General features: G+C 47.4%; 19 protein-coding genes. 6 read left to right on the top strand and 13 right to left on the bottom strand.

Going from position 1 to position 18,994, the window contains the following annotated elements; all coding sequences use genetic code 11:
- Positions 1-4: 4 nt before the first annotated feature.
- On the bottom strand, positions 5-304 hold the full coding sequence (locus tag D9A03_RS15215) for a YggT family protein (RefSeq protein ID WP_120498080.1): 300 nt from the start codon (positions 302-304) through the stop codon (positions 5-7).
- 325 nt (positions 305-629) lie between these two features.
- Between D9A03_RS15215 and D9A03_RS15205 the strand changes: the two genes are divergently transcribed.
- Complete coding sequence (locus D9A03_RS15205; RefSeq protein ID WP_120498078.1) at positions 630-1,931, top strand: cyclopropane-fatty-acyl-phospholipid synthase family protein; 1,302 nt, start codon at positions 630-632, stop codon at positions 1,929-1,931.
- A gap of 119 nt (positions 1,932-2,050) precedes the next feature.
- On the opposite strand, the gene astB is transcribed toward D9A03_RS15205, so the two are convergent.
- The 5 genes from astB to D9A03_RS15180 are packed head-to-tail and all read right to left on the bottom strand — an operon-like array spanning position 2,051 to position 8,396.
- Positions 2,051-3,400, bottom strand: coding sequence for an N-succinylarginine dihydrolase (gene astB / locus D9A03_RS15200; RefSeq protein ID WP_120498077.1), 1,350 nt, complete (start codon positions 3,398-3,400; stop codon positions 2,051-2,053).
- A gap of 4 nt (positions 3,401-3,404) precedes the next feature.
- On the bottom strand, positions 3,405-4,892 hold the full coding sequence (astD, locus tag D9A03_RS15195) for a succinylglutamate-semialdehyde dehydrogenase (protein WP_120498076.1): 1,488 nt from the start codon (positions 4,890-4,892) through the stop codon (positions 3,405-3,407).
- A complete protein-coding gene (locus D9A03_RS15190; protein WP_120498075.1) occupies positions 4,889-5,932 on the bottom strand; it encodes an arginine N-succinyltransferase in 1,044 nt (347 codons plus the stop codon). Before D9A03_RS15190 ends, astD begins: the two co-directional genes overlap by 4 nt.
- Before the next feature lie 31 nt (positions 5,933-5,963).
- Positions 5,964-7,193: a hydrolase gene (locus D9A03_RS15185; RefSeq protein ID WP_120498074.1), complete on the bottom strand. Its 1,230-nt coding sequence runs from the start codon at positions 7,191-7,193 to the stop codon at positions 5,964-5,966.
- Between the two features lie 12 nt (positions 7,194-7,205).
- Positions 7,206-8,396, bottom strand: coding sequence for an aspartate aminotransferase family protein (locus D9A03_RS15180; RefSeq protein ID WP_120498073.1), 1,191 nt, complete (start codon positions 8,394-8,396; stop codon positions 7,206-7,208).
- Between the two features lie 371 nt (positions 8,397-8,767).
- Here D9A03_RS15180 and D9A03_RS15175 point away from each other — a divergent pair, with 371 nt between their 5' ends.
- Complete coding sequence (locus D9A03_RS15175) at positions 8,768-9,256, top strand: Lrp/AsnC family transcriptional regulator (protein WP_046508735.1); 489 nt, start codon at positions 8,768-8,770, stop codon at positions 9,254-9,256.
- 34 nt (positions 9,257-9,290) lie between these two features.
- On the opposite strand, the gene D9A03_RS15170 is transcribed toward D9A03_RS15175, so the two are convergent.
- The 7 genes from D9A03_RS15170 to ubiE all read right to left on the bottom strand — a co-directional run bounded on the left by D9A03_RS15170 (position 9,291) and on the right by ubiE (position 15,786).
- Positions 9,291-10,067, bottom strand: coding sequence for a molybdopterin-synthase adenylyltransferase MoeB (locus D9A03_RS15170; protein ID WP_120498072.1), 777 nt, complete (start codon positions 10,065-10,067; stop codon positions 9,291-9,293).
- Between the two features lie 65 nt (positions 10,068-10,132).
- A complete protein-coding gene (gene cysK / locus D9A03_RS15165) occupies positions 10,133-11,104 on the bottom strand; it encodes a cysteine synthase A (protein ID WP_120498071.1) in 972 nt (323 codons plus the stop codon).
- Positions 11,105-11,139: 35 nt separating this feature from the next.
- Complete coding sequence (locus D9A03_RS15160) at positions 11,140-11,598, bottom strand: Rrf2 family transcriptional regulator (RefSeq protein WP_085901743.1); 459 nt, start codon at positions 11,596-11,598, stop codon at positions 11,140-11,142.
- Positions 11,599-11,619: 21 nt separating this feature from the next.
- Positions 11,620-12,078: a dUTP diphosphatase gene (gene dut, locus D9A03_RS15155; protein ID WP_120498070.1), complete on the bottom strand. Its 459-nt coding sequence runs from the start codon at positions 12,076-12,078 to the stop codon at positions 11,620-11,622.
- 29 nt (positions 12,079-12,107) lie between these two features.
- Positions 12,108-13,322 carry a bifunctional phosphopantothenoylcysteine decarboxylase/phosphopantothenate--cysteine ligase CoaBC gene (gene coaBC / locus D9A03_RS15150; protein ID WP_120498069.1) on the bottom strand — a complete coding sequence of 405 codons (1,215 nt, stop codon included), beginning with the start codon at positions 13,320-13,322 and terminating at the stop codon, positions 12,108-12,110.
- A 95-nt stretch (positions 13,323-13,417) separates the two neighbouring features.
- Entirely contained in the window at positions 13,418-14,986 is a 1,569-nt protein-coding gene (gene ubiB, locus D9A03_RS15145) for a 2-polyprenylphenol 6-hydroxylase (protein WP_120498540.1), read from the bottom strand.
- Positions 14,987-15,009: 23 nt separating this feature from the next.
- Positions 15,010-15,786 (bottom strand): bifunctional demethylmenaquinone methyltransferase/2-methoxy-6-polyprenyl-1,4-benzoquinol methylase UbiE, encoded by a 777-nt coding sequence (gene ubiE, locus D9A03_RS15140; RefSeq protein WP_120498068.1) that lies wholly within the window; start codon positions 15,784-15,786, stop codon positions 15,010-15,012.
- 123 nt (positions 15,787-15,909) lie between these two features.
- Between ubiE and mutM the strand changes: the two genes are divergently transcribed.
- The 4 genes from mutM to rpsT all read left to right on the top strand — a co-directional run bounded on the left by mutM (position 15,910) and on the right by rpsT (position 18,580).
- A complete protein-coding gene (gene mutM, locus D9A03_RS15135) occupies positions 15,910-16,755 on the top strand; it encodes a bifunctional DNA-formamidopyrimidine glycosylase/DNA-(apurinic or apyrimidinic site) lyase (protein ID WP_120498067.1) in 846 nt (281 codons plus the stop codon).
- A 25-nt stretch (positions 16,756-16,780) separates the two neighbouring features.
- A complete protein-coding gene (locus D9A03_RS15130; RefSeq protein ID WP_162938184.1) occupies positions 16,781-17,185 on the top strand; it encodes a hypothetical protein in 405 nt (134 codons plus the stop codon).
- A gap of 129 nt (positions 17,186-17,314) precedes the next feature.
- Positions 17,315-18,091 (top strand): enoyl-CoA hydratase, encoded by a 777-nt coding sequence (locus tag D9A03_RS15125; RefSeq protein WP_120498065.1) that lies wholly within the window; start codon positions 17,315-17,317, stop codon positions 18,089-18,091.
- 225 nt (positions 18,092-18,316) lie between these two features.
- Positions 18,317-18,580 carry a 30S ribosomal protein S20 gene (gene rpsT, locus D9A03_RS15120; RefSeq protein WP_120498064.1) on the top strand — a complete coding sequence of 88 codons (264 nt, stop codon included), beginning with the start codon at positions 18,317-18,319 and terminating at the stop codon, positions 18,578-18,580.
- Positions 18,581-18,994: the final 414 nt, after the last annotated feature.

Below are 18,994 nucleotides of genomic sequence, written 5' to 3'. Positions count from 1 at the left end.
CGTTTTACGCAAAACTGATGCGGATATTAATCAACACATTTTGCAAGAATATGATGGCTAGTAAAAGAACAATCGGGGATAAGTCCATACCACCGATACTGGGAATTATACTTCTGATCGGACGAAGGGCAGGTTCGGTCAAGCGCCAGAGAAACTCCCCAACCATGCTGACAAACTGGTTATGGGTATTGATCACGTTGAAAGCAACGAGCCAGCTTAGAATAGCCGAGATAATAACGGCCCATTTAAAGAGATCGAGTGCAATAACAAGTACAGTGATCAAAGGTCCCAGAATAATATCCATTATAAACACATCTCAATTGGTTGGGAGGTTGCTGGCAAAATTGAATAGGAACAGACTACATAGCTGTTCCAAGGGATTCAAGCCAAGCTATCACCTCGGAATTTTTTTGCGTGTTAAATCGTACGCTTCTTTTGCAGCTAAATAGGATCGGGTCAACAAAATTACAAGTAGATGGAGGCCTTTGGCTATCTTGTCGTGTCATCTTTGAAACAGGTCCTGAAATAATTGGTCTGTCCCTGACAGAGTATTTGCGTTGCATATTCTGCTTGGGTAAGCTGATGCTTGAGTGCAGTGCGATCTTGTTTGATTTATCAAAGGATTAGTGATGTCTGTTATGGGGCAGGACCGTTCGTTAGAGGGTGTCACAAAAGCACTTTCGCATCTCCATGAAAAGCTGGGTTTGGATTTCTCTTTTCAGCTTTGGGATGGTTCTCTTGTTCCCCCTTCTGATGATGAAAAGAACAATCTGCGTCTGGCATTTACTGACAAAACGGTTTTGACTAGATTGCTCCGGCGGCCAAAGTTAAAGACGGTTATTGATCTTTATCTTTCGGGAGGATTGGATATTCGCGGCGGCACGCTTTTTGATCTGGCCGAACGACGTCCAAAGGGCAAAACCAAAAAACTTATCAAAAGTCTGAATAAAAGCCTGTTACTGCGTAATCTCTTTCCGCTTCTCTTTGCGCGAACTGACCAACAGACTGTTCAACTGGATGGACAGGGGGAGACATCTGGTCGGGGTAGCAAGCAGGGCGACATTGCCTATCACTATGACGTGTCGAATAGATTTTATGAGCTCTTCCTTGATCCTGAGATGGTTTATACCTGTGGGTATTTTACGGACTGGGCCAATGATCTTGCACAGGCACAGCACGACAAGCTGGACATGATCTGTCGTAAGCTACGTCTGAAACCCGGGGATCGTTTGCTGGATATCGGGTGTGGATGGGGCGCGTTGATCTGTCATGCAGCAGAACACTTTGGCGTCACCGCTGTCGGGGTTACTTTGTCTGAAGAACAGTTAGCCTTGGCAAAACAGCGTATTAAAGAGAGAGGCCTTGAAGACAAGGTATCGGTTGAACTCAAGGATTTTCGTCTATTAGAGAGAACCTTTGATAAAATTTCGTCCATTGGCATGTTTGAACATGTGGGGATAGAAAATCACCGGGAATATTATCTGACCGTAAATCGTCTGTTGGAACCGCGTGGAATTTATCTGCATCACGCGATTACTCGCAGAGGCAAAACAAGTGATGCAAAGTTTAACCGAAAGCGCCCGGAATATAACTCTATGCTCAAATATATTTTTCCGGGTGCGGAAGTTGACCATATCGGCATGACTGCGAAAAATCTTGAAGCACATGGTTTTGAAGTCCATGACGTCGAAGCGTGGCGCGAGCATTACGCCAGAACAACCGAACTCTGGGCACGTCGCTTGACCGAGCGAAAAGAAGAAGCGATTGCAGAAGCTGGCGAAGAGCGTTATCGCCTCTGGGTGCTTTATCTTACTGGAGTGTCATTAGCTTTTACGCGAGGGACACTGAATATTTTCCAGACCGTTGCGACAAAGAGAACCAAAGGGCTTTCTGGTATGCCCCCAACACGATCTGATCTTTATCGAGATTAACCCGGTTAGAAAAAGACTAATCTTGGAATTAAGTATGACTCGAAGAGACAAAAAAAGATCCCGAGTGATGCGATGATCACCCGGGATAAAAGAAGCTTAAGTCAGGACGGGAATCCGACCTAAGCCCGCTGGAAATCGTAAAGTTTGCCAAGATTTAGAATATCCGTCAGCTCTTGTAGAGCCGCCCGAACCTCATACAGAAGTGCTGGATCTTTGATGTCATCGGGTGAAAGCTCATCCCGATAGTGTTTTGAGACCCACGTCTTGATGTCTTCGTAAAGGGCATCATCAAGCAGGACACGTGCGCCCAGATTGCTTAAATCATCATCGCTGAGGACAACACGCAGCCTAAGGCATGCCGGACCGCCACCATTTTTCATGGATTGGCGAAGGTTGAAGAACTCAACATTGCTGATAGCATCGCCCTGTTGAACAAGTCCATCGAGGTATTTCTTCACCCTTGGATTTTCCTGACACTCAATAGGGGCTATCAAGGTCATGGCATTGCTGCCACTGCCTGAAGGTGAAATCAGCTGGCTGTTGAAGAGATAACTTTGCACAGCATCTTCAACAGATACTTGGTTGTCGGGAACTTCGACAAAAATCATATCACCGTTCGGGAGCTTTCTGTTCAGCTCTTCTTTGACATCATCAGTATTGAGGAAGGCTTTTTCGTGATGGAATAAGACCCGACCGTTGCCAACGGAGATAACGTCGTTGTGGAAGACGCCTTGATCAATCACGTCAGGGTTTTGCTGGGCATAAACAATCCGGTCTTCGGACAGACCGTGAAGGCGGGCAACGGCCTGACAAGCTTCCAGTGTTTGTCTGGCCGGGAATTTTTTCGGACCGAGTGCATTTTTACGTAGGGCTTCGACGCCATAAACGAAAAATTCTACGCCGGGATCACCATAGTTGGCACAAAACCGTGTGTGGTTTGCGGCACCTTCGTCCCCGAAATGATGGCTACCATGCAGGGCAGGGTGATGGGCAAAGCGGCTGTCATCAGCAAAGATCGTCTGTAGAGTACGCCCGGTTGTCGGGTGCTCGATAGAGCGATGAAACATGGAGATCAAATTGGCGGGGGTGAAATGTGTTCTGCCGTCCCTTGTATCAGGACGAGGGGATACCGTTCCCGCATTGGCAACCCACATTGAAGAGGCAGAGCAGGTACCTGCAAAGAGGGCCGGGTTTTCCTCTGCCGCTTTCGTAAGGATGTCACTTTCGTTCCCACTGTAACCCAAGCCGCGAAGGGTTGGCAGGTGAGGGCGTTCCTGGGGGGGTAATACCCCCTGTTTCATGCCCATATCTGCCAAGGCCTTCATTTTCTCCAGCCCTTGCAAGGCAGCACCTTTGGGGCTTGATATTCCTTTGGCTGACTTATCTGATGCTATGTTGCCATAGGAAAGGCCTGCAAAGTTATGTGTCGGGCCGACTAGGCCGTCAAAGTTAACCTCGTAATAGGTCATCAGCTTATCCCTTATCCTGTAGGGTGATCCCAGGTGTTAGCTGTGCAGGGACGTTAAGCGTATCGGCCTCAAGAGAAGCAACAGGGTAGGCGGCATAGTCAGCAGCATAGAACGCGCTTGGGCGATGATTGCCACTGGCACCAACGCCGCCAAAAGGTGCTGATCCACTGGCACCTGTAAGAGGACGGTTCCAATTGACGATACCGGCACGGCTTTCGACCCAGAATTTTTCCCAAAGATCTTTATTGTCCGTTAGGATGCCAGCTGAAAGTCCAAAGCGGGTGTTGTTTGCTACATCAATGGCTTCGTCAAAATCAGAAACACGGATGATTTGTAGGAGTGGGCCAAAGTATTCTTCGTCTGGCAGGTCTTTGATGGCTGTAACGTCTATCAGGCCAGGTGTCAAAAATGGTTTGCCGTCATAAAGGCGTTCCAGGCGCTTGATAACTTTGCCACCCAGTTTCTCCAAATTTTCCTGTGCGGCAAGGATACCGTCCGCTGCGGCATTGGAAATCAAGGAGCCCATGAAAGGTGGGTTTTCCTGATCATCCTGTCCCACTTTGATGCCATCGATTTGTGAAGATAATGTTTCGATAAACTGGTCGCCTTCTGTCCCTGTTGGAACGATCAATCTGCGGGAGCAAGTGCAACGCTGTCCAGAGGTGACATAGGCTGACTGTATGGTGTGATAAGCCGCAGCCTTGTGATCGCTTGCTTCCATAACAACCAATGGGTTGTTGCCACCCATTTCCAGAGCCAGAATTTTACCTGTTTTACCTGCGTATTGGCGATGAAGAAGTTCACCTGTTGTTGAGCTGCCGGTGAAAAAGAGACCATCAATGCCATCGTGTCCAGCAAGGGCGATACCCGTTTCCTTGGCACCTTGTACCAGATTGAGAACACCCGCAGGAAGGCCGGCGTCATGCCAAGCTTGCATCATTACCTCGGCAACCATGGGGGTCAGATCACTGGGCTTGAAAACAATGGTATTTCCGGCAATTAAAGACGGTACAATGTGTCCGTTTGGTAAATGGCCGGGGAAATTGTAGGGGCCAAATACGGCAACAACGCCATGAGGTTTGTGACGCAGAGTAGCTTTCAAGCCGTCGCCCATCTGATTTTCATGATCGCCTGTGCGCTTTTCAAAAGCGTCGAGAGACAGGGCAACTTTGCCAATCATCGCGGCGGCTTCTGTTCGGGTTTCCCAAAGCGGCTTCCCGGTTTCCATTGCTATCGCAATGGCGATATCCTCTTGTCGCTCTTTAAGAAGGTCGCGATATTTTGTGATGATTTCAATACGATTATCCAATGAAGCAAGTGCCCATCCACGCAAGGCGTTCCTAGCTGCAATAATCGCATCGTTTACATCGTCTGCTGTTGCCGAGGTTGCTTGCCAGATGACTTCGTTATTTGCGGGGTTGGTCGAGGAAAGGCTACAGCCTTTACCATCGCGCCATTCGCCATTGATATAAAGTTTTTGTGCTAGGCTCATGACTTGTTCTCCCGGAATTTCACATAACGTACTTCATCGCCATCTTTCAGGCGGAGTGCATCGATCGTTTCTTGTGTAAGTTTGATGGATTGTGTGTCGCCCAACTCTGCTGGCTGAAGGCACATGCGATAGGCATCAATATTGGCGTTACTGATCATATAGAGACTTGATTGATCTTCTGCTGCAGCTTGTTCCGTTGTTCCGTTAACAGTTGCAATACGGCTTGATTGCAGCGTTTTGATGTTTCTTGTTGGAACCTCGACAGAGGGGCCGCCGTCAAAAACATCGACATAACCATTAAAGTTGAAGCCTTCTTTTTCCAGCAGACGCAAAGCTGGGCTGGATGATTCGTGCGGTTTGCCGATAACGCCTTGGGCCTCTTCGGGTAATAAATCAATGTAGATTGGATATTTTGGCATCAGATCGGAAATAATCTGGGTTCCCTTGACCGAAGAGATTTTGTCAGCGTTTTCAAAGGCTATGCCAAAAAACTTTCCTCCGAGATGATTCCAGAAGGGGGATGAACCGTCTTTGTCTTGCCATCCACGCATTTCGGCCATCACCATATCTCCAAAACGATCCGGGAAATCTGCTAGCGTTAGATAACGACATCTGGACAGGAATTGGCCGATACCGGGTTGGCGATATTCTTTGGAAAGATACAGTGACCCGATTTCGGTTGCACCTGTGTAGTCGTTGACCAATAGCATAACCTTCATCTTGCGTGTTGTTTCCAACTCGGATGAGGCACTGACTAATGTTGATATCTTGTAAGAATAAAAGGGGTGTTTCAGTCCTACCCCGGCGTAAAGAGCCGTGGTGCCAACTGCTTTCTGGGTCTTGGTATCTTCAAGAACCATAAAATAAATTTCACCTTGTGGCCCCATTGCAGGTGTCTTGAAGCTTGCTTCTGACCGTGTGAGCTTTTCAAGCCAGGCGCCCTCGTTGGCTGGCATGGATGTCATGCCGCTTCCCACAGCATGGGACAAGTCCATAAGATCGCCGAGGTCACTTTGTCGAGCTGGTCTGATAATTAACATTGGGACGTTTTCCCCGAGTCTGTTAGCCGAATTAGGCTGTTGTTGTACGGTCGGGCCAACTTGCTTCGCCTGCGGCCAGTTTAAAGAGCAGGAGAGCAGAAAGTTTGGCGCGTTCACTCAGGCTGTCGATCAGCAGGAATTCATCTGTGCTGTGAATTGCTCCACCGCGAACACCGAGGGTATCTATATTGGCAAGACCTGCCGCAGCCAGATTATTACCATCGCAACATCCGCCTGTCGCTTTCGCTTCTGTTGAAAGGCCCAGATCATCTCCGCAGCTTTTTAGCAGGGAAAAGAGTTGCTGGTGAGCCTCGTCCATGACTTTTGGTTGCCGCCCGAAGGAGCCATGCAGCTCAAGTGAAATACCGTCGGCCTGACTGACTTCATCAATGATCTGTTGCAGTTGCTTTTCGGCCCAGCTCTGCCCTTCCGGGCTGGGGACGCGAATGTTAAAGCGGCACAGAGCAAAATCGGGAACCACGTTGTTGGGTCCGCCGCCCGTCAGCTTGGCAACGTTAATGGTGACGCCATCCATCTGGCCGTTCAGGCCATCCAGAAGTGAAATTGCCCGGGCAAGAGCTGCGATGGCATTTCTGCCAAGGTGGTGTTCCCGCCCGGCATGTGCGGCACGCCCACGGGCAATCAGCGTAAAGTTGCCACTGCCTTTGCGCGCGCCTGCCAATGTGCCATCGGCCAGAGCAGGTTCAAAAATCATGCCGACATCGGCTGCTCTGGCGGCTTGATCCAGATGCTGTGCTGAGGCAAAAGAGCCAATTTCCTCATCCGGATTGATAATAACCTGCCAACCGATGTTCCCTGCATAGGGGCTGCGTTCAAGAGCTTGTAGGGCGGTGAGCATAACAACAATACCGCCCTTCATATCGGCAACACCGGGACCATTGATGGTGTTTTCATCAAGTTTGGTACAGTGCTGGAAACTGTGATCTTTGGGGTAGACGGTATCGCTGTGTCCAACGAGAAGAATACGGCGATTGGCGTTTGGCCATTTTGTGAGGCGAAGCAGAGGACCACTTTCGCTCTCGACAACTTCACCGCTATCAAGAACATCTGTGCGAGATGGTAATTCGAGGCGTTCTTCTTTTGCATTTAGCGAGGATGCAAAATCAGAGAGCCGGTCGATGACCTTTTCAATCCCTGGAATATTAGCGCTTCCGGAATTGATTTCACTCAGCGCCAAAACTTCCGAAAGCATATTGTCCTGTTGCGCATCGATCCATTCGAGCAAGGGAGCATAAGTCATCGACCGTTTTCCCTAGACTGTCAGTTTCGTGCAAACACGATCAAGAATTTCGATCGCAGTATCCAGCTCGTCATTAGAGACGTTGAGCGGTGGCAGGAAGCGGATCTGATTATCCCCCGATTTTGCGCAAAGCATACCTTCGTTTCTGAGTTCAACGAGTACATCACCATTTGGAATTGCACATTTAAGGCCGATCATCAGACCAAGACCGTGAACGGAAACCAGTGCTTTTGGATGTTTGGCGATGAGCTCTTCAAGTTGGGCATGAACCTTGTTTGATTTTTCTGTCACAGATGCGAGGAAGCCATCTTCCATCAAGAGATCCATAACGGCATTGCCAACAGCACCTGCAAGTGGATTACCGCCATAGGTACTGCCGTGTGTACCGAAGACCATCGCTTCTGCTGCTTTGTCATTTGCAAGACAGGCACCAAGGGGGAACCCGCCACCAATGCCTTTGGCAAGTGACATCACATCAGGCTCTATACCAGACCACTCATAGGCAAATAGTTTGCCTGTGCGGCCCATGCCACACTGAATTTCGTCAACCATCATCAGAATATCGTGCTTGTCACAAAGGGTGCGAATACCTTGGAGATATTCTGCTGTGCCGGGGCGAATACCGCCTTCACCCTGAACAGGCTCAAGAATGACGCCAGCTGTTTCGTTTGTGATTGCAGCTTCCAGTGCTTGTAGATCACCAAAAGGAACCTGATCATATCCTTCATCTTCCATCAGGAAGCCAGCTGTATGCGCCGGGTTACCTGCAGCAGCAATTGTCCCAAGTGTACGTCCATGAAAGGCGCTGGACATGCCAATAATACGCTTGCGTTCCGGACGGCCTTTGGCTTCTTGATATTTACGCAGGATTTTCAGGCCACATTCGTTAGCTTCAGCACCTGAATTACTAAAGAAAACTTTTGATGCAAAAGAATTATCTGTCAGGCGTTTTGCCAGCGTTTCTGATTGAGAGACCCGGAACATGTTCGAGCAGTGCCAGAATTTATCAGCCTGATCTTTCAGTGCAGCAACCAGATGAGGGTGCGCATGACCAAAAGCGCAAACTGCAATTCCACTATAAAAATCGAGATATTTTTTACCGTCCTCTGCGTAAAGCCAGGTTCCTTCACCTTTTTCAAAAGCAATGTTTGGCGGGTTATAGGTGGTCATCATGGCTTCGCGGCCAGGAAGAACGTTAGACATTATGTGCTCCTTTGGTGGATCTAGATCTGATTTAAATCAGGTATCCCAGTATATTTGCCTGTGTATTACGCATTGTTTGGCGAGTTTTTTCGCCTTTGTTTCGCTTAGCTAAATAAGCTTATCGCAGAATCTGCCGAAGGTCTTATCGAAGTCGCTTTCTTTAATTGCAGATAATGCGGTTTTGGCGTGCCATACCGAATTATATTTTGTTTCGTTCTTTGCAATAGATATTTACCGCTATTGTTATGGTTTTGATTAACGCTCACTTCTGATATATAGAGAAAATAAGGATTTATGGCGCAGAATTTATAACTCAACAGGCAAAAACTCACATTCTGTAAAGCTGAGTTTGGTTAAGGTAAGGTCTCAATATGTCGTTTAGTCAGCAGCTGGATCGGATAGATCAAAAGATTCTTTCGATTCTTCAGCAAGAAGCTCGTATAACCAATCAGGATTTGTCTGACAGAGTGAATTTATCGCCAAGCTCTTGTTTGAACAGGGTACGCAAACTGGAAGAACGCGGATTCATTGGCCCTTATTTTGGAATGATTGATCTGGAACGGGTGTGCCGGTCCGTCATGGTGATTGCGACTGTGACGCTTAAGGACCATAGCCGGGATCAATTCAAAGCCTTTCAGGACTACGTGCAAAAGATCCCCGAAGTAGTTGAATGTTATATGGTCAGCGGATCTTTTGATTTTTGCTTACGGATCGTGGCCCCGGATATGGGGCGGTATAATGAAATAAATGATTATTTGTTGGATGCGACAGATACACCGGGTGTGATGAACATTAGCAGCCATGTTGTACTGAATACATCCAAGCACTTTTCCGGCTATCCAATCGAAAAGCTTCTATAAAAAGATCTTAATCAGATGACTGTGTCTGGTTGATTTAGGCAGATCCGCACAGGCTACAGGCGGGGTCGCGCTTGGTTTTCATTTTGTGGAAAGATGTGCTTAAAGAATCATAGAGCAATAGGCTATTACTCATGCTCTCGCCTATTCCCAGTAGTTCCTTTATAACTTCGACGGATTGCAGGCTTCCCATTGTACCAGCCAGCGCGCCGAGCACACCGACATCTGCACAGCTGCCTTTTTCCGCAACCTGTTCATTGCCAAAAAGACAGCGATAGCAGGGTTTGTCGCCTTCTTCAAAAGCCCGGAAGGTTGTTAGCTGGCCATCAAAGCGCATAATTGCAGCCGAGACTAAAGGAACCTTTTGCCGATAACAGGCGTCATTGACCAGATAGCGCGTATTGAAGTTGTCACACCCATCGGCCACCAAGTCGTACTTGGCAATCAGATTATCAATGTTGTCTGAATTCAGACGGAAGTGATGAGGTTGAATATTTATATCCGGGTTGATTGCGGTCAGACGGGCTTTTGCAGATTGTACTTTGGGACGGTTGATTTGATTTGTGTCGTGCAAGACCTGGCGTTGCAGGTTTGACATATCGACAACGTCGTCGTCGACAACGCCAATTGTACCAATGCCTGCGGCAGCGAGATAGAGCAGAAGCGGGGAGCCGAGGCCTCCGGCACCGATAACGAGAACTTTGGAACAAAGAAGTTTTAATTGTCCTTCTTCACCTACCTCTGGAAGGACAAGATGTCGGGCATAGCGATCAATCTGATCATCAGTTAGCTCGTCTTCCAATTGTTTATTCACGTCATTATCCCGTTTTCTTTACGTGCACTTTTATCACGACTTAGTCTGATAGAATTTTCAGAGCATCACCCGTTTTCGAAAAGGTCTGTACTGAGATATCGTTCGGCAAAGGAAGGCAGGATGGTGACAATTTTTTTGTTTATCATCTTTGGTCTGGCGCCAATTTCCAAAGTGGCAGCCAGAGCTGCGCCGGAAGAGATCCCGATAGGTAAGCCTTCCAAGGCTGCCACTTCACGGGCTGTTCTGAAGGCGGTGTCATTTCCGATCCGAATAATTTCATCTATCAGTCCGGTATCCAGAATACTTGGAATGAAACCCGCGCCGATACCCTGGATTTTATGAGGTCCAGGCTGTCCACCGGAAAGAACCGGGCTGTCTTCTGGCTCGACAGCGACTATTCTGATATCTGGGTTTAGTTCCTTGAGAACTGCCCCCACACCCGTCAGGGTGCCGCCTGTGCCGACGCCGCAAACAACCATATCAACCTGACCAGCGGTATCGTGCCAGATTTCTTCTGCGGTTGTGATTCTATGGATTGCCGGGTTGGCTTTGTTCATAAATTGTTGAGGCATAACTGCTTTGGGCAATTCCTTGACCAGCGCTTCTGCACGGGTAACTGCGCCACTAATGCCCAGTGCACCATCTGTAAGGACCAATTCTGCCCCGAGGTATCGCAACATTTTACGTCGTTCAGCAGACATGGTTTTTGGCATTGTCAGGATCAGTCTGTATCCTTTTGCCGCGCAAACGAAGGCAAGTGCGATACCTGTATTGCCACTGGTTGGTTCAATAATGACGGTATCTTTATCGAGTTCACCGGATTCTTCCAGCGCTTCAATCATCGCAAAGCCAATACGATCTTTGATCGATGCCAGTGGATTAAAGAACTCACACTTTCCGAGAATTTCCGCTCCAGATCCATGTGCGTCGGCAAGTTTTTGCAGACGCACAAGCGGCGTCGCACCGATCGTATCAAGGATAGAATCGTATATTTTGCCCCGGAAAGAGGAAGATAAGGTGTTGTTTTTGGTCTTCATGGTTTCTCGCTATACGACCCCAAGAGACCGCCTGATTAAATACTGAAATCAGGCATTGCGGCTGTGGCCTCGCTGGGAATGTTTTGTTTTCTTGCTTCGTCGCAAAGTTGCTCAATGGTTATTTTGTCGAAACGCTCCATTATTTCCCTTTGCATGTCAACCCAGATAGGTCGAACGACATTGATGCCAATGTCAGATCCTTCATTGTCACGGGCAGGATCTGATGCGCCTTCCAAGTCTCTGACAACACGAATAATTTCGCCAACTGTTATGCGCCGTCGTTCCTTCGCCAAGCGATATCCGCCCCGAGGTCCACGTTGCCCGGCAAGAACGCCATTGTGAACCAGTTGTTGGAGTACCTGTTCAAGATAACGTCTGGGAATACCTTCCCGACGTGATATTTCAGTTGATCTTACAGGCGCTGAGCCTGCGTGATAAGCAATATCTACAACCGCCTCTATTGCAAAGAGTAGCTTTTTTGATAGCCGAAGCATTTTTTTGTTTCCCAGTCCCTTTTATTCCTGAGCAAAGACGCCTGTTGATCCAAAACCACCTTCGCCACGTGATGTGCTGTCAAGTGACGTGACTGTGGACCAGCTAGCCTGAATACAAGGGGCTATCACCATCTGAGCTATTTTTGCGCCTCTTTCGATGGTGAAAGTTTCCTTGCCAAGGTTCATTATTATAACGCCGATTTCTCCGCGATAGTCGGCATCGATTGTCCCCGGTGTGTTGACCAGGGTTATTCCGTGTTTTAGTGCAAGACCTGATTTTGGTCTGATTTGAGCTTCATACCCACTGGGCAGCGCAATTTTAAGTCCGGTGGGAACCAGCAGGCGATCACCGGGGGTTAATTCAATAGAGTTCTCAATTGCAGCAAGAAGATCCATGCCTGCTGATTGCGGCGTGGCATAGGACGGAAGAGGTAAGCCTTCTCCGTGAGAGAGTTGAACGATCGATATTTCTACGTTCATACAGTTCTTCCTGACATACTTGTTAAATGTTAAACGTTGAGAGTTAAGTGATCTGCGATACGCTTGGACAGCTTTTTTGCCGCAGCGTCTTTTGTCATTTTATGCCATTGATCCACGCCGTTTTTATCAATCAAAAACAGTGTATTTTCATCTCCACCAAAAGTTCCTGTTGCGGGTGATACATCGTTCGCCAAAATCCAGTCACACCCTTTTCTCTCTCGTTTTGAGACCGCATTTTCAGTGAGCTGTTCAGTTTCAGCTGCAAAGCCAATGACAAGGCCCGGGCGTTTTGGTCCTGATTGCGACAGCGTTGCCAAAATATCGGGGTTTTGGACAAAGTTAAGTGTTGGAGTTTCGTCGTTGTCTTTCTTCTTGATTTTTTGACTGCTTTGCTCAGCAACACGCCAATCCGCGACAGCTGCGGCGCAGATGGCAATATCCGCGGGCAGAGTTTCCTGACAGGCTGCCAACATCTCTTCGGCGCTGGTAATAGAGATAAATTTTACGCCTTGAGGAGGGGAGAGTTGTGTTGGTCCCGATACTAAAGTGACCTCAGCACCCAATTGTTGCATGGCCTGTGCGATGGCATAGCCTTGCTTCCCGGATGAATGATTCGCGATGTACCTGACAGGGTCCAGTGCTTCATGGGTTGGACCTGCTGTGACAAGGGTTTTGATTCCGGCGAGTGGTTTTTCAGAAGGGGCAGAAAAATAATCTTCGATTGCATCAAGAATTTCTGCTGGTTCCGCCATACGCCCGGGACCAAACTCTCCGCAGGCCATAGAACCTTCGTTGGGGCCAATGATCTTTACGCCGCGATTAACGAGTGTTTTTAGATTTTCCTGTGTCGCAGGATGTTCCCACATGCGTACATTCATGGCGGGTGCAACAAGAGTATCTTTGTCCGTCGCTAGCAGAACAGTGGATGCTAAATCATCTGCGCGTCCTTGAGCCATCTTGGCCATAAAGTCAGCACTTGCGGGGACGACAACAATCAGATCGGATTGTCGTGAGAGTTGGATATGTCCAATTTCGGTTTCATCTGTGAGCGAGAAGAGGTCAACAAAGGTCTTTTCGCCAGTCAGTGCCGAAACGGAGAGTGGCGTCACAAACTCTGATCCGGATTTGGTAAGGATTGCACGCACAGAGACATCGCGCTCTTTAAGGCGGCGAATTAACTCCAGAGACTTGTATGCTGCAATGCCACCAGTAACCACCAGTAGAATGCTTTTGCCAGATATCATTATTAAACGTACTATTTCACTGTAAAATTGCGTAAATTAACATATTAATTTTTTGGATAAATCACTCAGTTGTCAACAGTAGATGTTAATAAATGTTAACTATTAAAAAATATAAAATTTACAGCAAACCCAATGGAGAATGTAAAACTGGCTATCGCAATGATGAAAGCCCACTTTGCAGTTCCACTACTTTCATTGTGGAAATCCTGAATGGTTTTGTTGTGTAATCGTAACCCTTGTTGAGAGAAGATCCTTGATGCAACCTCAAGGTTGTGAACCAGTTTGGGAAGTGTTCTTAGGCTGTCAGATAGCGTCGTAACGCTTTCTTTTACAATTGCTTCCGGACCCCTGTTTTCAATAATCCACTCTTCGACGAGTGGTTGAGAAATGCTCCAAAGGTTCAGGTTTTTTTCGAGTCCTCTACTGACGCCTTCTGCCATAACCATATTTTTTTGCAGCAAAAGCAAATGTGGTTGAATGGTCATATCAAAGGATTCGGCCAGATGAAGCATTTGTCCGAGAAGTCTGGCAAAAGAGAAATCACTAAGATCTTTCCCCATTATTGGTTGGCAAACTGACCTGAGGGCTTGGGCAAAGGTCTCTATCTTTTGATTCGGTGGGATCATTCCTGCTGTGACATGTGCTTTTGCCAGCTGTAGGTAATCCTGTTTCAAAAGAGCGATAAGCATGTCGGCAAGAAAGTGGCGTGTGGGTTTGTCTATTCTGCCCATGATGCCAAAGTCAACAGCAACGATTCGACCGTCATCGCCAACAAACATATTGCCGGGATGTTGGTCTCCGTGGAAAAAGCCGTCGCGGAATACCTGATTAAAGAATATTGCAGCAGCAGTCGTCAGGACTTCTTCCAAGTCGTGTCCGGCATCAAGAAGAGCCTGACGATCATCAAGGGGAATGCCTTCTATTCTGCTCATTGTCAGAACGCGACGGGCTGTTCTGTCCCAATCTATCTCGGGCGTGTCATAGGTGTAATCGTTGGCAAAGTTATCGCTGAGTTCACAAGCAGCAGCAGCCTCCATACGCAGATCCATCTCAAGACGTACCGTTTCGTGAAATGTTTCGACCACTTCTGTGATTTTGAAACGCTTTAGGCTTGGACGGGCTTTTTCCAGTAATCCGGCAAGACTGTAAAAGAGAGTCAGGTCTTTTTTGAAATCTTCTTCGACACCGGGTCTTAAAACTTTAACGGCAACTGGGTCGCCATTCACAGTTTCTGCAAAGTGCACTTGGGCAATGGATGCAGCTGAAACCGGGGTTTCGTCAAAGGAAAGGAAAAAATCATCGATCTTGCCCTGTAGCTCCTTTTCGATAATTGTAATTGCACGCTTGCCGTCAAAGGCAGGTAGTTGATCCTGTAAGTGGGCAAGGTCTTCCGTAAATTGGTCGCCAAGAATATCTGCGCGAGTAGAGAGAAATTGACCAAGTTTGATATGACTGGGGCCAAGCTCAGTTAATGCAGCAGCAAGTTTTTGTCCGGGACGAAGGTCGGTATTTTTTCTGGATGCCTTGCGCGCAAGCCATACAGCTACGGCAGCAAGTTTACCGGGTACAAGGCGTCTTTCTTCAAGAACAGCCAAGGCATCGTGACGAGCAAAGACGTGGGCAATTTGGAAAAGACGTAGAAGAGTCGCTATGTTTTTGAACATCAAATGTGCTTCATTGAAATATTTTAGATACGCCATCCGCAATGTATAGCGGCGACCCCGCCGGTATGGTTTCTGTAGCTGCATTGCTCGAAACCAGCGGATCGCATCATGGAAATCAAATTGTCCTGTGGGGGGAAGCGGCGAATTGATTCCGCCAGATATTGGTATGATTCGCGATCATTTGCGACCAGTTGTCCCATGTTCGGCAGGATTTTAAAAGAATACTGGTCATAAATCTGATCCAGGATTGGCAGAACTACTTGACTGAATTCAAGACAGAAGAAACGCCCGCCAGGCTTTAGAACACGTTTTGCTTCGGCCAAAGCGCGGTCAATGTGAGTCACGTTTCTAAGGCCAAAGGCTATGGTATAGGAATCCATACTCCGGCTTGGAAAAGGAAGATTTTCTGCATTGCCACAGGTCCAGCTGAGTCCTTTCAGGATGCCGTGGTCAATGGCTCTGTCTCTGCCAACCAGCATCATATCCGGTGTCAAATCGCAAACAGTAACTGGCCCGGCTTTGTCACGTCCCACACGGTCAATAATCCGCATCGCAATGTCACCGGTTCCACCCGCAACATCCAGATGAGTTTCACCCGGTTGCGGATTAACCCAATCGATAAGGGATGCTTTCCACAGGCGATGAACGCCCCCACTCATGAGGTCATTCATGATGTCGTATTTGCTTGCGACACTTTCAAAAACACCACGCACACGGTGTCTCTTGTCATTTACGGAAACCTCTTCGAACCCGAAGTGAGTTGTATCTGCCGAAGATTGTTTGTCTGTTCTATTTGCCATTAGAAAGTTCCAACTGCGAAGCTCTGGAGCAGTTATATTGCTGTGGCTTGTGTAAAGCACTTTAGTGTTTCTGCTTGAATGATATAGTACTGCTGCTTGTCGAACGCAAAGGAAAACAAGGATATGCCAGAACTGCCCGAGGTCGAGACTGTTATGCGTGGCTTACGCCCTAGTCTTGAAGGGAGTATTCTCAAAAAAGTCACACAAAGGAGGAAAGATCTCCGCTTTCCTTTGCCTGAAAATATGGCTGAGAGATTGACTGGCCGCAAAGTCGAGCAGCTCAAGCGTCGAGCAAAGTATGTTCTTGTGCATCTTGATGATGAGATGGTGTTGTTTTTTCACCTTGGCATGTCTGGTCGCGTGACAATTTTACAGGGTGATCAGCGGCCTCCACTGGGGGCGCATGATCATATTATCTTTGAAACAGATGATGGTGACGAGATCAGATATTGTGACCCGCGTCGTTTTGGCATGATGGATCTTGTCCATGTCAATGATTTGGAAAATCATAAGGCTTTTAAAAATCTGGGGCCGGAACCTTTGGGGAATGCTTTTAACGGGCCGGATTTTTACGCCCGGATAAAGAGCAAGAAAACCAATATCAAAGCAACAATACTGGATCAGCGTGTTGTCGCCGGGATCGGGAATATCTATGCCTGTGAAGCGTTACACTTATCAGGAGTTTCTCCTCAAAGACAAGCTCAAAGCCTGACAATGGCAGAGGCTGATCTTTTAGTGGTAACCATTCGTGATGTTTTGAATAAAGCGATTGAAGCCGGTGGATCCAGCTTGCGTGATTATGTTCAGGCATCTGGAGAATTGGGCTATTTTCAGCATTCTTGGTCGGTTTATGGTCGTGAAGGAGACCCCTGTCGAAGGTGTGCTGATAAAGATGACACACAATTCCTTATTGAACGTATTCAACAGAACGGGCGCTCTACTTTTTACTGTCCTGTCTGTCAGCGCTAAGGTCGCGATAATAATGATTGATTTTATGAAACGAACATTTCTGATTTTTAGCCGTATACTAAATGCATTGTTTCTTTGTGGTTCACTCCTGGGTGGTGCTCTCTTGGTATCTAGTTCGGCTTTGGCGTCCGAAGGGGGCTTTTTTACGGGCAGTGGTGGCGTGCCAATTGTTCCCGGTATGGAAGAGATGGACGAGCTTGGGGTTGTTTTTGACAAGCCAGAGGGGCGAATTGTGGAAGCTTTTGCCTCTGGCCCCTTGTCACAAGCTGATGTGAGAGAGTTTTACGGGCGTGCATTACCACAACTGGGTTGGGAAGTAATTGGCGAGGGTTTGTTTGTGCGTGAAGGTGAAGTTTTGAAGATAGAGATCCTGGAAGGTGTGGAAAACAGCAGATCGATTCTGCGAATTATTCTCGCGCCCTCACAATGAACATACGGCACTCTCTGTCCTGAAATATGTGTGGCTCGGGATATCTGTAATCCCGAGTATATAGAGATAGAATTGCTAAAGAATATTCGATATTGCGTATCGCAAAAGTGAAATCAGGAGCGACCTAAAATGACATACGAATATATCGCCGTGGAAAGACATGACCGCGTTGGCCTTATCAAGCTTGATCGCCCGGAAGCTTTGAATGCTTTGTGTGTTGGGTTGATTGATGAGTTGGGTCAGGCTGTTTCAGAATTTGAGGCTGATGATACAATCGGATGTATGGTGATTACAGGATCTGAAAAAGCTTTTGCTGCTGGTGCTGATATTAAGGAGATGGTGGGGAAAGATTTTCAAGCGGCTTATCGGGAAGATTTTATCACCGATGACTGGGAAGTTTTGGCCAAAACAAGAAAGCCGGTGATCGCAGCTGTAGCTGGGTATGCATTAGGGGGCGGCTGTGAGGTTGCTATGATGTGTGATTTTATCATTGCCGCGGATACGGCAAAGTTTGGGCAGCCGGAAATCACCATTGGAACGATTCCAGGTGCCGGTGGCACGCAACGTCTTACGCATTTGATTGGCAAGGCGAAAGCAATGGATATGTGTTTAACCGGTCGTATGATGGATGCTGATGAAGCAGAGCGTAGTGGTCTGGTGAGCCGTGTTGTTCCGGCTGCTGATTTAATGGAGGAGGCATTGACCGCAGCAAAAAAGATTGCGGGCTTCTCTTTACCTGTGACCATGATTGCTAAAGAATCCGTTGATAGAGCCTATGAAACGAGCCTGACAGAAGGACTCCGTTTTGAGAGACGGGTTTTCCATTCAACCTTTGCTTTGGATGACAGGCGCGAAGGAATGATAGCTTTTGTTGAAAAACGTAAACCTGAGTGGAAGCATCGTTGATAAAGCTCGTGATTAAGCTGATTTAGCTGTGTTTGCTGCTGGATCTGTCTATCGGTTGTATTGTTGATAATTGGATGATCAATAGGCGAATAGGGATGTAAAAGTGATGTCCTAGTTCGTTGTATGTTCATAAAACTGACTCATCATGCTTGACGAACACACAAGGCACCGTTATAACGCCGCAACTTTCGAGATTCATTATTACTGAAGAATAGGCGCCTATCGATGGCTAATCATCTTTCTGCGAAAACCCGGATCCGTCGTAACGCACGTCGTTACGAACTGAACGCATCACGTCTCGGCCGCATTCGCACTTTTGTTAAGAGTGTTGAAGCTGCGATTGGCGAAGGCGACAAAGCTACTGCTCAGGAAGCTTTCAAGGCTGCCCAGCCTGAAATGCATCGCGGCGTTCGTGCCGGCATTCTGCGCAAAAATACAGTGGCTCGTAAGCTGTCCCGTTTGAGTGGACGCATTAAAGCTCTGGGTTAAGTTACCCACCCCATATACAGGATGGGTTGGTAAAAAGTCGTACTCTTTTGAGTGCGACTTTTTTTGTATGGAGTCGCCCGGATTCTCCATAATTGGCGGGAATTCGGGTTGTAATTTTATTGCTTGAAGTGTTGAAGCTACTAGATTTAGTAGGTCATCTTTTGGGCAATACCCAAGGACTGAATTTTTGTAGAAAAAATGTCATGTTCTTGATCTGATCGTGTTGCATGAAATGCCATTGCCGAGTACATTACATCCTCTCGGAAGGGAAATTCATAGTTAAAATATGATTTGCTCTGCATAATATTTCTGCGAGTTAAAGCTATTCCGTCCTTGATATTTAAGAGAGTAAGTAAAACCTGAAACTTTACTGGTTTTGGGACTGGTTTTATTTGTGTTTGTATGGTGTTTATT

It is taken from the genome of Kiloniella sp. EL199 (assembly GCF_900313065.1).
Lineage (GTDB): Bacteria > Pseudomonadota > Alphaproteobacteria > Kiloniellales > Kiloniellaceae > Kiloniella.
Note: the sequence above shows the minus strand (reverse complement) of the source record. Positions and strands in the feature narration are given on the sequence as shown.